Origin of the sequence: Micromonospora sp. DH14, assembly GCF_029809455.1 — a bacterium.
Lineage (GTDB): Bacteria > Actinomycetota > Actinomycetes > Mycobacteriales > Micromonosporaceae > Micromonospora > Micromonospora parva.
Genome location: NZ_JARVKT010000011.1, coordinates 149,169 through 163,853, shown reverse-complemented (window position 1 = coordinate 163,853; position 14,685 = coordinate 149,169). Strand labels below are relative to the sequence as shown.

Annotated in this window: 15 protein-coding genes; 10 read left to right on the top strand and 5 right to left on the bottom strand. The window is 70.0% G+C overall.

Going from position 1 to position 14,685, the window contains the following annotated elements; all coding sequences use genetic code 11:
• Positions 1 to 29: 29 nt before the first annotated feature.
• Positions 30 to 581, bottom strand: a complete 552-nt coding sequence (locus QCZ28_RS17005) for a Uma2 family endonuclease (protein ID WP_279517546.1) — start codon at positions 579 to 581, stop codon at positions 30 to 32.
• 203 nt (positions 582 to 784) lie between these two features.
• On the opposite strand from QCZ28_RS17005, the gene QCZ28_RS17000 reads away from it, so the two are divergent.
• Together QCZ28_RS17000 and QCZ28_RS16995 are read left to right on the top strand one after the other, a co-directional pair.
• Positions 785 to 1,198: a hypothetical protein gene (locus QCZ28_RS17000; RefSeq protein ID WP_245233621.1), complete on the top strand. Its 414-nt coding sequence runs from the start codon at positions 785 to 787 to the stop codon at positions 1,196 to 1,198.
• Positions 1,199 to 2,839: a cation acetate symporter gene (locus QCZ28_RS16995; RefSeq protein ID WP_279517545.1), complete on the top strand. Its 1,641-nt coding sequence runs from the start codon at positions 1,199 to 1,201 to the stop codon at positions 2,837 to 2,839.
• A gap of 39 nt (positions 2,840 to 2,878) precedes the next feature.
• On the opposite strand, the gene QCZ28_RS16990 is transcribed toward QCZ28_RS16995, so the two are convergent.
• Both QCZ28_RS16990 and QCZ28_RS16985 read right to left on the bottom strand, forming a co-directional pair.
• Positions 2,879 to 3,232 carry a hypothetical protein gene (locus QCZ28_RS16990; protein ID WP_279517544.1) on the bottom strand — a complete coding sequence of 118 codons (354 nt, stop codon included), beginning with the start codon at positions 3,230 to 3,232 and terminating at the stop codon, positions 2,879 to 2,881.
• On the bottom strand, positions 3,229 to 3,675 hold the full coding sequence (locus QCZ28_RS16985; protein WP_279517543.1) for a hypothetical protein: 447 nt from the start codon (positions 3,673 to 3,675) through the stop codon (positions 3,229 to 3,231). Before QCZ28_RS16985 ends, QCZ28_RS16990 begins: the two co-directional genes overlap by 4 nt.
• 135 nt (positions 3,676 to 3,810) lie before the next feature.
• Here QCZ28_RS16985 and QCZ28_RS16980 point away from each other — a divergent pair, with 135 nt between their 5' ends.
• Positions 3,811 to 4,575: an ABC transporter ATP-binding protein gene (locus tag QCZ28_RS16980; protein WP_030331674.1), complete on the top strand. Its 765-nt coding sequence runs from the start codon at positions 3,811 to 3,813 to the stop codon at positions 4,573 to 4,575.
• Entirely contained in the window at positions 4,572 to 6,263 is a 1,692-nt protein-coding gene (locus QCZ28_RS16975; protein WP_279517601.1) for an ABC transporter permease, read from the top strand. Before QCZ28_RS16980 ends, QCZ28_RS16975 begins: the two co-directional genes overlap by 4 nt.
• Here the strand turns inward: QCZ28_RS16975 and QCZ28_RS16970 are convergent.
• Both QCZ28_RS16970 and QCZ28_RS16965 read right to left on the bottom strand, forming a co-directional pair.
• The gene (locus tag QCZ28_RS16970; RefSeq protein WP_279517542.1) at positions 6,260 to 6,454 is read right to left on the bottom strand and encodes a DUF397 domain-containing protein; all 195 of its coding nucleotides are present in this window, start codon (positions 6,452 to 6,454) and stop codon (positions 6,260 to 6,262) included. The two genes, QCZ28_RS16975 and QCZ28_RS16970, sit on opposite strands and share 4 nt — an antisense overlap.
• Positions 6,451 to 7,236, bottom strand: a complete 786-nt coding sequence (locus QCZ28_RS16965) for a helix-turn-helix transcriptional regulator (RefSeq protein WP_347815109.1) — start codon at positions 7,234 to 7,236, stop codon at positions 6,451 to 6,453. Before QCZ28_RS16965 ends, QCZ28_RS16970 begins: the two co-directional genes overlap by 4 nt.
• Positions 7,237 to 7,837: 601 nt before the next feature.
• On the opposite strand from QCZ28_RS16965, the gene QCZ28_RS16960 reads away from it, so the two are divergent.
• From QCZ28_RS16960 to QCZ28_RS16935, 6 genes are all read left to right on the top strand, one after another.
• Entirely contained in the window at positions 7,838 to 8,590 is a 753-nt protein-coding gene (locus QCZ28_RS16960) for a flavin reductase family protein (RefSeq protein ID WP_210865623.1), read from the top strand.
• 176 nt (positions 8,591 to 8,766) lie between these two features.
• A complete protein-coding gene (locus QCZ28_RS16955; protein WP_030331682.1) occupies positions 8,767 to 9,132 on the top strand; it encodes a DUF485 domain-containing protein in 366 nt (121 codons plus the stop codon).
• Positions 9,110 to 10,801 carry a cation acetate symporter gene (locus tag QCZ28_RS16950; protein ID WP_279517541.1) on the top strand — a complete coding sequence of 564 codons (1,692 nt, stop codon included), beginning with the start codon at positions 9,110 to 9,112 and terminating at the stop codon, positions 10,799 to 10,801. The genes QCZ28_RS16955 and QCZ28_RS16950 overlap by 23 nt, the downstream gene beginning before the upstream one ends.
• 89 nt (positions 10,802 to 10,890) lie before the next feature.
• On the top strand, positions 10,891 to 11,868 hold the full coding sequence (locus tag QCZ28_RS16945; protein WP_030331686.1) for an NAD-dependent epimerase/dehydratase family protein: 978 nt from the start codon (positions 10,891 to 10,893) through the stop codon (positions 11,866 to 11,868).
• 76 nt (positions 11,869 to 11,944) lie between these two features.
• The gene (locus QCZ28_RS16940) at positions 11,945 to 13,171 is read left to right on the top strand and encodes an LCP family protein (RefSeq protein ID WP_279517540.1); all 1,227 of its coding nucleotides are present in this window, start codon (positions 11,945 to 11,947) and stop codon (positions 13,169 to 13,171) included.
• 159 nt (positions 13,172 to 13,330) lie between these two features.
• Positions 13,331 to 14,599: an LCP family protein gene (locus tag QCZ28_RS16935; protein WP_347815108.1), complete on the top strand. Its 1,269-nt coding sequence runs from the start codon at positions 13,331 to 13,333 to the stop codon at positions 14,597 to 14,599.
• Positions 14,600 to 14,685: the final 86 nt, after the last annotated feature.

Genomic DNA, 14,685 nt, shown 5'->3' with positions numbered 1-14,685 from the left:
GGGGCGGGCGGGCGGCTCCCGGTGACGGGTCAGAAGATGTCGGCCAGCGGCAGGGTGAGAGGGAACGGCCGCTCGGCGCGGTAGACCTCGCCGACCGGCAGAACGACCTGCTCGCGGTAGCCGCCCACGCCATTCACCAGCACGGTCAGGGTCTGCTTGCGGGGCTCCACCAACCAGTAGAGCGGAATGCCGACGGCCGCGTACTCGTGACGTTTGAGGACCAGGTCGCGGCCGGCGTTACTTGGCGAGATCACCTCGACGACGAGGAGCACGTCGGCCGGGTCGAGCGCGGCGCCGCCGCTGTCCAGTGCGCTCTCCGTGGCGACGAAGAGATCAGGCACGAAGTACGACGAGCGTTTCGCGCTGACCCCGATGTCCTGACCGACGAGCACACCGGCGGGGGCCTGCCGGTCGAGGGTACGGCGGAGGCGGTTGGCGACCGCGCCATGGAAGACGTCCGCATGGGGGGACACGAGCAGGCTCCCGTCGAAGATCTCGTAGACCTGGTCGTCCTCGGGAAGGCTTTGGAGGTCGTCCACCGTCCAGGCGTCGCCCCAGCCGGGCCGGGCAGGGTTGGTCACCGTCACACCTCCTCTCTACCGGACCACCCTGACAGCTCGGTCGGTTGTCCACAACGAGCCTCGGGAGTTCCCACACGCCAGCCGGGGTGATCCCCGAGTTATCCACAGGCGTGAGCGGTTCTCCACAGGTTATGCACAACGCCACCCACCGATGTGCACACCGCACTGCTTGACAATCGCGTACGGCCGGCGAGACTGCCGGGGTGGCCAAGCAACTCCCGGACGTGGGGTCAGGCGCTGCGGTGCCGCCGCCCCGGCGGTCCCGGATCGTGCTGGCCGAGATCACCCGGCAGGACACCCGCGCCGAGCGGACCCGCACCGAGCTGGCCCAGCAGACCCAGGTCGGCGAGGCGCTGGTCCGCGGCCTGGTCCGGGCTCAACTCGCGTTGGCGCTGCGGCTGTCCCTGGTGGTGGCCATCGGGTTGGGTGGGCTGCCCTGGCTGTTCGCGATCGCGCCCTCGCTCGGCCGGACCACCGTGGCCGGCGTCAACCTGCCCTGGCTGCTGCTCGGGGTGGCGTCCTTCCCGTTCCTGATCGCCGTGGGCTGGGCGTACGTGCGGCTGGCCGAACGCAACGAGCAGGACTTCACCGACCTGGTGCAACGGCCGGAGCGCTGAGTGGGCAACGACTTCGTGGTCCCGGCCATCGTCGCGGTCACCCTGGTCACCGTCGGGATCGGCTTCTACGGGCTGCGGTTGGCCCGGACCACGTCCGACTTCCTGGTGGCGTCCCGGGCGATCAGTCCGACGTGGAACGCCGCCGCCATCGGCGGGGAGTACCTGTCGGCGGCGAGCTTCCTGGGCATCGCCGGGCTGGTCCTCAAGTACGGCGTGGACGTGCTCTGGTACCCGGTCGGCTTCGCCGCCGGCTATCTGGCCCTGCTGCTGTTCGTGGCCGCGCCGCTGCGCCGCTCCGGTGCGTTCACCCTGCCCGACTTCTGCGAGCTGCGGCTGGGCTCACGTCGACTCCGCATCCTGGCCACCGCCTTCGTGATCTTCATCGGTTGGCTGTACCTGGTGCCGCAGCTCCAGGGCGCCGGGCTGACCCTGGCCACGGTGGCCGGCTCCCCGTACCCCCTCGGTGCCCTGCTGGTGGCGGCCGTTGTCACCGCGAACGTGGCGCTGGGCGGGATGCGCGCGATCACCTTCGTGCAGGCGTTCCAGTACTGGCTCAAGCTGACCGCTCTCGCCGTACCGGTGATCTTCCTGGCGTTGCAGTGGCAGGCCGACGGCCGCCCGGCGGTGACCCCACCCGACGGGCCGACGTTCCGGGCCGCGACCACCGTCGTGGTCGAGCACCGGGCGACCCTCACCCTGCCCGACGGCGACATCCGGGAGGTACGCCCCGGCGACGAGCTGACCTTCGCCGCCGGTGACCCGGTGCCGGCGGTGTCCGGTGCGGCCACCGACGCCAACGACTGGTTGCTGCCCAGCGCCGCAGGTGCCGACGACCGGGGCCTGTTCGCCACGTACTCGCTGATCCTGGCCACGTTCCTGGGCACCATGGGCCTGCCGCACGTGCTGGTGCGCTTCTACACCAACCCGGACGGCGCGGCGGCCCGCCGGACCACCCTGGTCGTGCTGGCCCTGGTCGGCGTTTTCTACCTGCTGCCCACCCTGTACGGGGTCCTCGGCCGGATCTACACCCCGCAACTGCTGCTCAGCGGCCAGACCGACGCGGTGGTGGTGCTGCTACCCGGCGCGGCCCTGGGTGACGGGCTGGTCGGGCGGCTGCTCGCCGCGCTGGTCGCCGCGGGCGCGTTCGCGGCGTTCCTCTCCACCTCGTCCGGCCTGCTGACCAGCGTCGCCGGGGTGATCTCGACGGACGTGCTCGGTCGGGGCTCGGTACGCGGTTTCCGGCTCGCCACCGTCATCGCCGGTGGTGTGCCGGCGGTGCTGGCACTGCACGTCTCCGGGCTGGACGTGTCGCAGGTCGTCGGGCTGGCCTTCGCGGTCGCCGCGTCGAGCTTCTGCCCGCTGCTGGTGCTCGGCATCTGGTGGCGCGGGCTGACCGACGTGGGCGCCGCCGCGGGTGTGGTGGTCGGCGGCGGCGCGGCGATCGGCGCGGTGCTGGTCACCGTGCTCGGCCCGCCGCTGTCTGGTTGGCCGGCCACGCTGATCGCGCAGCCGGCCGCCTGGACGGTGCCACTGGCCTTCACCGTGATGGTCGCCGTGTCGATGGCGACCCGCAGGCGGGCCCCGGCCGACATCGCCGCCACCATGCTCCGCCTGCACACCCCGGAAGCCCTCCGGATGTAGCCCGCCCTGCCCGGGAAGCGCCCAGACGATCGGGGATGTTCAGCTGGTGGCTCTGGGGTGGCCCGTGCCGGCGTGCTTGATCCAGCAGGTGCGGGTGTCGTGGTCGGGGAGGTACCAGACGCGACCGCCAGCGGTCACCTCGTACTGCCACTGCGGGAGTGTTTTCCCGTTGTGCTCAGCGGTGGCGAGGGAGCCTTTCAGGGGGTGTTGTCGGGTTGTCGGTGGGGACGGGCACGGGGTGGACTCGATGGCGTCGAAGGCAGCGCGGGTGTTGGCGGCGGCCTGACGGCACAGCTCCTCCCAGCCCTTGGCCGCGTCGTTCGTGGCGAATCGCAGCAGGTAACCGCCGGGGCGGGCCGGTGGCGCCGCCCGATCGCCTCGTTTGGCGCTCACTCGGCGGTTGGGCGGGGCACTGCCCCGAAGTCGTCGGAGCTGGGTGCGGCCAGGACCCGGTGCAGGTCGGGGTCAGCGTGGATTTCGGCGCTGTTTCGCCACTCGGTGAGCAACTGCGAGACGGCCGCGGTATTTCCCACCGACGCCGCCGCCTCCGCTGTCTCGACGAATTCGGCGGTCATCTGTTCGCGGTCTTCTGGCGGCAGGAATCGCACCCACGGCAGCACGGTAGGCAACGCCTCACGCACCAAGGTCGGATCCCGGCGTACGACGCTCGCCAGCAGGCGGGCGGTCAGGTCCACCACTTCGCCCTCCGCTGCCGCCCGGTCGGCGGACATCAGCACCAGGTCAGCGGCGTCGCGGCGGCGCAGCCGCACTGCACGGGCACGGGAGAGCCGTTCTGCAGTCTCGGCCGGCTGCCGTAGCAGCTCCGAAAACGGCACGGATTCCAAGGGCATCGACACGATATCAACACTACTTCAGAAGTCGAGAGATTGCTACCAGCTACGCCTCCAGGAGGACGCGGGTCCGTCCGCCGCCGGAGGGCGGAACTGGCTGTCGACGGATAACGTCGGCGCATGACTGTTGAGCACCCCGCGCTCGCACTGCGTGGCCTGGCCAAGCGGTTCGACGGCACGATCGCGGTGGCCGGCGTCGACCTGGACGTCCCCGCCGGCTCCTTCTACGGCCTGCTCGGCCCGAACGGCGCCGGAAAGACCACCACCCTGTCGATGGCGGTCGGGTTGCTGCGTCCGGATGCCGGCTCGGCCTGGGTGCTCGGGCACGACGTCTGGCAGGACCCGGTGACCGCCAAGCGGTTGCTCGGCGTGATGCCCGACGGGGTTCGGCTGTTCGACAGGCTGACCGGGGCGGAGCTGCTCGCGTACAACGGCTTGTTGCGGGGGATGGACCCGGCGGTCGTCGACCAGCGGGCCGCCGAGCTGCTGGACGTGCTGGCGCTCGGTGACGCCGGTCGGACCCTGGTGGTGGACTACTCGGCGGGCATGAAGAAGAAGATCGGCCTGGCCTGCGCGCTGCTGCACGGTCCCCGGGTGCTGGTGTTGGACGAGCCGTTCGAGGCGGTCGACCCGGTCTCCGCGGCGCTGATCCGGGACATCCTCACCCGCTACGCGGCCGGTGGCGGCACTGTGGTGTTCTCCAGTCACGTGATGGAGGTCGTCGAGCGGCTCTGCTCGCACGTGGCGATCCTGGCCAGCGGCACCATCAAGCGGGTCGGGACCATCGACGAGGTCCGTGGCGACCGCTCGTTGGAGCAGGTCTTCGTCGAGGTGGTCGGCGGGCGCACCGCGACCGGCGAGGAGTTGTCGTGGCTCTCCCGGTGAGCGCTGACGCCACCGCCGCCGCACCGGCCCGGCCGGTCTCCGCCCGCCACTTCGTGCGGCTGAAGCTGCGGGTGATGGGCAACAACTTCCGGGGCCAGGGCTGGCGGATCGCCATGTTCGTCGGCGGCGCGTTGCTCGGGCTGTGGTTCGCCGCCAGCGGGTTCTTCCTCTTCGCCGCGCCCGGCCTGACCGGCAACGGCCGGTACGCGGTGCTGGTCGCGGCGGCCGGCGGCGGGCTGCTGGTGCTCGGTTGGCTGCTGCTGCCACTTGTCTTCTTCGGCGTGGACGAGACACTCGACCCGGCCCGGTTCGCGCTGCTGCCGCTGCCCCGGCGCACGTTGGTGACCGGCCTGTTCGTGGCGGCCCTGATCAGCGTGCCGGTGGTGGCGGTGCTGGTCGCGGCGTCCGGGCTGGTGTTGACCGCCTCGTCGTTGGGTGGCTGGTCGGCGGGGTTGGTCGCCGTCGTGGGGGTGCTCGCCGGGCTGCTGCTCTGTGTGGCCGCCAGCCGGGCGGTGACCAGCGCCTTCGCCACCATGCTGCGGTCCCGACGGGTCCGCGACCTGGCGGCCGTGCTGTTGGCGGTGGTCGCCGCGTTGCTCGGCCCGTTGCAGATCTTCGGCCTCGCCGCGCTGCGCGAGGCGGACTGGGACCGGCTGGCCGGTGTGGCGACGGTCATCGGTTGGACGCCGTTGGGCGCGCCGTGGACCGCCGGCATCGACGTGGCCCAGGGGCGGGTGTGGGCGGCACCGGTCAAGTTGCTGATCACGGTGGTGGCGCTCGTCGCCCTGCTGGCCTGGTGGTCCCGTTCGCTGGAGTCGGCGATGGTGGGTGCGGCGAGCGCCGGTAAGGCCCCGGCACGACGTGGGGTCGACGGTGGCGCGGTCGCCCAGCTGTTTCCCCGGGTCGCCGGTTGGGCCCGCCGGGACCGGTTCGGTGCCCTGGTCGCCCGGGAGGCCCGTTACTGGTGGCGGGACGCGCGCCGCCGGGCCAACCTGATCACGATCGCGGTGGTCGGCATCTTCGTACCCGTGATGGTCAACCTGGGTGGCGCGGGGTTCGTGGCCGGCGACGGCTCGGGTCCGGCGACGAATGCCAACGACAACTCGCCGGTCGTGGTCACGCTCTCCATGGTCGTCGTGGGCGTTGTCGCCGCGGTCACCCTGGCCAACCAGTTCGGCTTCGATGGCAGCGCGTACGCGGCGAACGTGGTGGCCGGCGTACCCGGCCGGCTGGAGCTGCAGGCGCGGATGACCGCGTTCTCGTTGTACGTGCTGCCGATGCTGGTGGTCGTCTCGGTGGTGCTGTCGACGCTGCTCGGGCGTCCGGGGTGGATCGGCCTGATGGCGGGCAGCCTGACCGCCACCTACGGTGCCGGCTTGGCGGTGACCGGTTTCGTCTCGGTGCTCGGGGCGTACTCGCTGCCGGAGACGAGCAACCCGTTCGCGATGAACAGCGGCGCGGGCCTGGCGAAGGGGCTGCTCACCCTGCTGGCCATGGTCGTCTCGGCGGTCGCCGGGGTGCCGATGGTGGTGGCCGCCGCGCTGCTCGGTGACGCGTGGCTCTGGCTGGCCCTGCCGGTCGGCGTCGCCTACGGGTTGGGCGCGGCGCTGCTGGGCGCGTACCTGGCCGGCGACGTGCTGGACCGACGCTTGCCGGAACTGCTGGCCACTGTCACCCCGCGTCGTTAACCGGCGCGGCGGCCAGCGGCGGTGATGAAGTCACGCCAGGCAGCCGGAGCGAAGGTGAGAATCGGGCCGGAACGGTCCTTGCTGTCCCGGACCAGCACAACGCCAGGCACGTTGTCCGCCACCTCGACGCAGGCTCCGCCGGTGTCGCCAGACCTGGTCGACGTCCGCCAGCGGGGTTGAGGAACGGTCATGGCGTCACCTTCAGCTTCCGGATCAGATCCAGCGAGGCGCTTGTGGACAATGCCTCGCCGAGCAGGCTATCCCATTTCCGACCAATCAGACGCACGACGTCCGGGTCGTCGATGACGTGTCCACGAGCCACGTCTTCGACATAGGTGACCCGTTCCCCGTCGGGCAGTTCAGCGAGCAGGAAGCCGCCGGTCAGTCCGACGTGAGCTCCGGCGTCGAGCGGCACGATGTGGAGTCTGACGCTCGGCATGACGGCGAGTTCCATCAGCCGACCGAGCTGAGCGTCCAGTACCGCCGGCCCGCCGACCGGGCGGCGGAGAGCCGTCTCGTCGAGGACGAAGACGCATTGCGGCGACTCCGCCCGCTGCCACAACTGCTGTCGTTCCATCCGGACCGTGACCAGCTCGTCCACCACCTTGGTGGGATTCAGTCCACCAGCGGAAATGACAGCGCGGGCGTAGTCCTCGGTCTGCAGGAGCCCCGGAATCAGGCACGGCTCGAACTCGCAGAGCCTGATCGCCTGCTCCTCGTGGTTGCGCCACGGAATGAACCACGTCGGCAGCCGCTGGCGATCGGCAGCACGCAACAGTTCGGCGAGGAGGCCGCCGGTTGCCAGGGCCTCGTCGGCGGCTACCGCGAACTCCATTGTCGGTCGACGTCGGCCGGTCTCGATGGCCGCGACCGTCGACGGACTCCACTTCGTGGCGGTCGCCAACGCCTCCTGGGACACCTCGGCACCGGCCCGGGCGGCCTTCAACGCCCGTACCCACATTTCGACGTTCATCCTTACCTCTCCGGTAAGTACGCGACTGCGCTGTGTAGTAAGCCCTGGCATCCTCCCGCGTCCGCGCCTTTCCGTCCAGGGTGGAGGGCACGCGGCCCGGCCGGTGGAGGCGACGTCCCGGCGATCGGGTCCTGCGTTCGGGCCGCCCCGGTCATCCCCCGGCCGGGGCGGCCCTCGTCGACCGGGAGGAGATCAGCCATGTTCGGGTTCATCCGGGGCAGGAACGGGGCGCTGTGGTCGTACCGGAGAAGGGAGCCTGCAGCACCGGCGGCGGTGCCCGGCGCGGAAACGCCGCCGGGCGTGCCCGCTCGGCCGCCTGCGTGGGCGGTCGGGCCGACGGTGGCCATGCCACGACCGGGCCGGGCCGGTTGGCTGACCCCGGCGCAGACCTGGCGCGCGAACGGCGGTCGGTGGTGAGCTGCGCCGACCGGAAGCGTCGTGTCACCGGCGCGGCCGCCCGCACCCGATGCTCGTTGCCGAGATCCGCGCAACATCAGGGTTTCTGGTGCCTCCCAGGTGCCGGAGGCAGCAGCTTCCGGGAAGTTGCTCGGATCGTGGCGTGGGACGGAGGGCGTCGGTGGTGAGCAGGCCGCACCTGCCGATGCGGCCGCTCTGGCGGTGTCGCGGCTGCGGGGCGCCCTGGCCGTGCCAGCCGGCTCGGCTGGCGCTGCTCGCCGAGTACCGGCACGACCGGGTGGGGCTGCTGGTCTACCTGGGTGCCCTGATGACGGAGGCCGGCGCTCAGCTCACCCGGCTCCACGGGCGACCCGCCGACCTGCACGAGCGCTTCCTTGGTTGGGCGCGGGGCCGGGGCGGCACAATGTTTCACGTGAATCATGAGCCGGGTGCCGAGATCCACCACACCGATCCGTTCGCGGTGCCGACCGGGCAACGGTCGCCGGTACGCCGGCTGCGTGGTCGGCTCGCCGCACCGGTGACCCTCTGGACGGCACCCGGTCCGGCCGGGCTGACGGTCTCGTCGACCCTGGTGGCCGAGGGGGAACCGGACCGACTGCTCGGGTTGATCGACCCGGAGTCCGACCTCTGGGCGGCCGTCGAGGAGTCGGGGCGGTTCGCGGTCACGCCGCTCGGCCCGCCACACCGGCAGCTCGCCGACCGGTTCGCCGGCCTCTTTCCGGCCCCGGGCGGGCTGTTCGCCACCGGCGACTGGGTCGAGACGTCGTACGGGCCGGTCCCGGCGGACGGCGGCGGCTGGGCCGGGTGCCGGCTGGACACCGCCCGGGAGTACGGCTGGGGCCTGCTGGTCGAGGCCACGATCGAGGCCGTCGACCTGGCCGAGGAGTCCGTGCCGCTGTTGCACTACCGCGGTCGCTACCACGAGTTGCCGGCCTGACCGGGCGTCTCGTCCGGGCCCGACCGATCACCGCAGTGACCTGAGTCACTTGGCGCAGCCAGCCAACCGCTCGGCGCACTCGCCGACCGTCGTCGATCTCAGCCTTCCCTGCCGGGGAGTGCGCTCTTTACGGTGCGCGAAACTCCTCTGACGCCTGTGAAGGTGGTGATCCACAGATGTCCACGGACACACCCGCTCCGGCCGCTTCCGAGTCGGACAAGTACCTGGCCGTACAACGGTCGGACGAGTTCGCCGGGCTGCGGCGTGCGCTGCGCGGCTTCGTCTTCCCGATGACCGTCGCGTTCTTCCTGTGGTATGCGCTCTACGTCATTCTCTCCGCGTACGCCCGGGACTTCATGGGCACGAAGCTGTTCGGCAGCAACATCAACGTCGCGCTGGTCTTCGGCCTGCTCCAGTTCGTCTCCACGTTCCTGATCGCCTGGCTCTACTCCCGGTACGCGGACCGGAAGATCGACCCCATTGCGGACCGGATCCGCGCCGAGATCGGGGAGGTGACCCATGAGCACGGTCCACGCGGTTGAGACGTTCCTCGCGGCTGAGGCGGGCAACCACACCGCCCGCAACCTGACCATCACGCTCTTCCTGGTCTTCGTGGCGGTGACCCTGGGCATCACCATCTGGGCCAGCCGGCAGACCAAGACGGCGACCGACTTCTACGCGGGTGGCCGGTCCTTCTCCGGTTTCCAGAACGGCATGGCGATCGGCGGCGACTACATGTCGGCCGCCTCGTTCCTCGGCATCGCCGGCATCATCGCGCTGTACGGCTACGACGGCTTCCTCTACTCGATCGGCTTCCTGGTCGCCTGGCTGGTGGCCCTGCTGCTGGTGGCGGAGCTGCTGCGGAACTCGGGCCGGTACACGATGGCGGACGTGCTGGCGTTCCGGATGCGTCAGCGTCCGGTGCGTACGGCGGCGGCGGTCTCCACCATCACGGTGTCGATCTTCTACCTGCTCGCCCAGATGGTGGGTGCCGGCGCGCTGGTCGCGCTGCTGCTCGGCATCCGGCCGGGGACGACCTTCCTCGGCATGGACGCGGACACCGCGAAGGTGGCCACCATCATCATGGTGGGGGCGCTGATGATCATTTATGTCACGGTGGGTGGCATGAAGGGCACCACCTACGTGCAGATCGTCAAGGCGTTCCTGCTCATGGGCGGCGCGCTGCTGATGACCATCCTGGTGCTGGCCAAGTTCAACTTCAACCTGTCGGCACTGCTGGGTCAGGCGGCCGAGGCATCCGGCAAGGGCAGCGCGTTCCTCGAACCCGGGCTGCGGTACGGCGTGGAAGTCGCCGGCAACTCGACGCAGACCTTCTACAACAAGGTTGACCTGCTGTCCCTGGGCATCGCCCTGGTGCTCGGCACCGCCGGCCTGCCGCACATCCTGATCCGCTTCTACACGGTGCCGACCGCCAAGGCGGCCCGCAAGAGCGTGCTCTGGGCGATCGGCATCATCGGCACCTTCTACCTGCTCACCCTGGCCCTCGGCTTCGGTGCGGCGGCGCTGGTCGGCAGCCAGGCGATCACGGCGCAGGACAAGGCCGGCAACACCGCAGCGCCACAGTTGGCCGAAGCGCTCGGCATCGACTTCTTCGGCGGCGAACTGGGCGGGGCAGCCCTGCTGGCGATCATCGCGGCGGTCGCCTTCGCCACCATCCTCGCGGTGGTCGCCGGGTTGACGCTGGCCTCGTCGTCCAGCCTGGCGCACGACTTCTACGCCAACGTGCTGAAGAAGGGTGAGGCGTCGGAGCGGCAGGAGGTGCGGGTCGCCCGGATCTCCGCCCTGGTGATCGGCGCGGTGTCCATCCTGTTGTCGATCTACGCGCAGAACCTCAACGTGGCGTTCCTGGTGGCGTTGGCCTTCGCCGTCGCCGCCTCGGGCAACCTGCCGGCGATCCTCTACAGCCTCTTCTGGCGGCGGTTCAACACCTCCGGCGCGGTGTGGGCGATCTACGGCGGGCTGCTCTCGGCGGTGCTGCTGGTGTTCTTCTCGCCGGTGGTCTCCGGTGCGGCGACGTCGATGTTCCCGAACCACGACTGGCAGTGGTTCCCGCTGTCCAACCCGGGCATCCTCTCCATCCCGTTCGGTTTCCTCTGCGGGTGGATCGGCACTGTCATCTCCAAGGAACACGACGAGGACAAGTACGCCGAACTGGAGGTGCGCGCCCTCACCGGTGCTGGCGCGCACTGACAGCGGTACCCGACAGGGGGTCCCCTTTTGACGCACGACGTCAACAGGGGACCCCCTGCACCAATTCGACGGTCGGTAGGCTGAGCGGTATGAAGGTTGCTGAGCGCTTTGGTTCCGGTCACCGCGTCCTCGTCACCGGCGGAGCGGGCTTCGTCCCGTCGCACCTGGTAGACGCCCTGATCGCCCGAGGTTGCACAGTGGTGGCGCTGGACAATTTCGTGACCGGCTCCAAGGAGAACGTCGCCCACCTGCTGGACCGGCCGACCTTCACACTCGTCGAGGCCGACATCTCCGAGGGTCTGCCGACCCACCACCCCGCGCTGGCCGAGCGGTTCGACGCGATCCTGCACATGGCCTCCCCGGCCAGCCCCACCGACTTCGCCCAACTGCCGGTGGAGATCCTCCGGGTCGGCTCGGTCGGCACCCTGCACCTGCTGGAGCGCGCGGTCGCCGACGGCGCCCGGTTCCTGATGGCCTCCACCTCCGAGGCGTACGGGGACCCGAAGGAGCACCCGCAGCGGGAGACCTACTGGGGCAACGTCAACCCGATCGGGGTCCGCAGCGTCTACGACGAGGCCAAGCGCTTCTCCGAGGCCGCGACGATGGCGTACCACCGCTACCGCGGGCTCGACGCGGCGATCGTCCGGATCTTCAACACGTACGGCCCGCGGATGCGCCCGGACGACGGCCGCGCCATCCCCACCTTCATCTCGCAGGCGCTGCGCGGCGAGCCGATCACCGTGCACGGCACCGGCAACCAGACCCGGTCCATCTGCTTCGTCGAGGACCTGGTGCGCGGCATCCTGCTGCTGCTCGACTCGACCGAGACGGGCCCGGTCAACTGCGGCACCGAGCACGAGCTGACCATGCGACAACTCGCCGAGTTGATCGTCTCGCTCTCCGACAGCAGCTCGAAGGTGACCTATGTCACCCGGGGCTCGGATGACCCGGAGATGCGCCGGCCGGATCTCACGCTCGCGCGTGAACTGCTCGGATACGAGCCGTCGATCGCGCCCGAAGATGGCCTGCGACGCACCATCGAGTACTTCCGGACGCGGCTCGGCTGACCGGATCCGCGCGTACCGGCCGTCGCTGAGTGTCGCCTGAAGGCGGTAGTGGCTCTCGCTACGTACCCTGAGTTACATGTCCGCGACCTCGTCTGCCGGCGTCCCGCATCCGTACCTGCACCGCAGCGCCGGGCGCGCGTCGGTGCCCGGCCCCGACCGGAGCGCCCCCGGGCGTGCCCGCCCGAGCGAGGCGCGCTTCTACCCGTCGCACGACGAGGAGCGGCTGCGGCCCGGCGGCCCGACCGGGCCCACCGGGCCTGGGGGCCCGGGTGGCGCCGGTGGGCCGGGACGGCGTGGCCCGCGACCGCGCTGGGGCCGGATCGCCCTGGTGGCCGGGGTCGCGGTGCTGGTGCTGGCGCTGCTCGGCAGCGTCGGCGCCTGGCTGTACGCCCGCAACCTCAACAGTGACCTGGCCCGCACCGACCCGTTCGCGGAGATCACCGGCGGTCGGCCCGCCAAGACCGTCGATGGCGCGCTCAACATCCTGCTGGTCGGCAGCGACTCGCGGGACCCGGACGCACCGGTCGACACCAAGAGTCAGTGGCGCGCCGACACGATCATCGTCATGCACATCCCGGCCGACCACCAGGAGGCCTACCTGGTCTCCATCCCCCGGGACCTGTACGTGCCGATCCCGGAAAGCGCCGGAGCGGACTGCGGCTCCGGTTCACGCGCGAAGATCAACGCGGCGTTCGCGTTCGGTGGGCTGCCGCTGGCGGTTCGCACCGTGGAGTGCTTCACCGATGTTCGGATCGACCATGTGATGGCGATCGACTTCGGCGGTTTCAAGGAGGTCACCGACGCCCTCGGCGGGGTGGACCTGAAGGTGGAACGCACCATCACGTCGATCCACAAGCCGTACCGGACGTTCACCAAGGGCACCAACCACATGGACGGCGCGGAGGCGCTGGACTGGATCCGGCAGCGCAAGCAGTTCCCGGACGGGGACTTCGCCCGGATGCGGCACCAGCAGGAGTTCCTTCGGGCGCTGATGGACAAGGCGGCCAGCACCGGCACGCTGGCGAACCCGAAGAAGCTCAACGACTTCCTCAAGTCGGTGACCGCGGCCGTAACCGTCGACCAGTCTTTCTCGGTTACAGACATGGCGCTGCAGTTCCGTAACCTGCGCGGCCAGAACCTCACCTTTGTGACCAGCCCGAACTCGGGCAGCGACACCATCAACGGCGAGTCGGTGGTGGTATCGGACCGGGAGAAGGCGCTCGCGATGTACCAGGCCATGTCCGCGGACAAGATGGCCGACTGGGTCAAGGCCAACCCGCCGAAGAGCAACGACGGCGGCTGACGCCAACCCGAGGGGCACCAGCCGTTCGGGTCATCGAACAGCGACGATCGTCTGAGTCTGCGAAATTCGACGTCCGGATTGACCCGGGATGAACTCGCCAAGTCGATTTGATGTACGTACAGTGGTGCCGCCCCCTCCTGATCACGAGCTGGAGCACGCATGCCGGTTCAGGCCAGTCGTCGCCCTTCTTCCCCCGGGTCCGCCGCCCCCAGCGGTCGAATCGCTGCGGCCATACCCACGCAGGCGCGCCCCGCTGGTGGCGGGCCGGGCTCGCGCCCTCCGGGCGGCGGCGGTGACGGCGGTGGTGACCGCCCGGGTGGCGGTGGGTCGAAGAAGCGGACCAAGCGCAAGGACCCGCTCTGGGCCAGGCTGACAGTGGTCTTCGGTGCCGTGTTGATGCTGAGCAGCGGCGTGGCCATCGTCGGCAGCAAGGCGCTGATCGGGCAGGCGACGGGCGGCATCGCGAAGGGCAACCTGCTGGGTGAGGCGGGCAAGTCCGACGCCGAGGGCGGGGCGAGCCTGGACGGCCCGATCGACATGCTGCTGCTGGGCGTGGACGCACGGGAGCGCTGGGCCGCCGACGACGTCCGCTCGGACAGCATCATCATCCTGCACATTCCGGCCACCCACGACCAGGCGTACCTGATCTCGATCCCCCGGGACACCGAGGCGCAGATCCCGGCGTTCGAGAAGAGCGGCTACGGCGGCGGCTCCGGGAAGATCAATGCCGCGTTCCAGGCCGGTGCCGCGAACGGTGGCGGCTGGGAGGGTGGCGCCCAGCTGATGGCCCAGACGATCAAGCGGCTCACCGGGATCAGTTTCGACGGCGCGGCGATCATCAACTTCGGTGGCTTCAAGAACGTCATCGACGCCTTGGGCACGGTGCGGATCTGCGTCAGCCAGGAGGTCAAGTCGCTGCACATGTCGTACGTCGACGGCAAGCCGATGTGGAACGCGGACGCCAAGAAGACCGGCAAGCCGCGGACCCCGGTGGTGCACAAGAAGGGCTGCCAGGAGATGGAGGGTTGGGCCGCGCTCGACTACTCCCGCCAGCGCAAGACCCTCAAGAACGGCGACTACGACCGGCAGGCGAACCAGCAGCAGCTGATCAAGGCGATGGCCAAGGAGGCCACCGAGGGTGGGATGTTGACCAACCCGGCCAAGATGAATCAGCTGATCAAGGCGGCGGGCAAGGCGTTCGTGCTGGACACCGGCGGCGTGCCGATCGAGGACTTCATCTTCACCATGCGCGGGGTCACCGGCAACGAGCTGACCATGCTCAAGACCAACAACGGCACCTTCAACGCCAACGGCAACAACACCGAGGGCTTGAACGAAGAGACGATGGCCATGTTCCGGGCGGTCAAGCAGGACAAACTCGCCGAGTTCGTCTTCACCCACCCCGAGGTGATCTCCACCCGCAAGTGACGCCGGTAGTCGCGGAAAGCCAGCGACGGCCCCGTCACCGCCCGTAGCCTGACGTGAGCAGGTTTCACGCATCGGCTGCGGGGAGG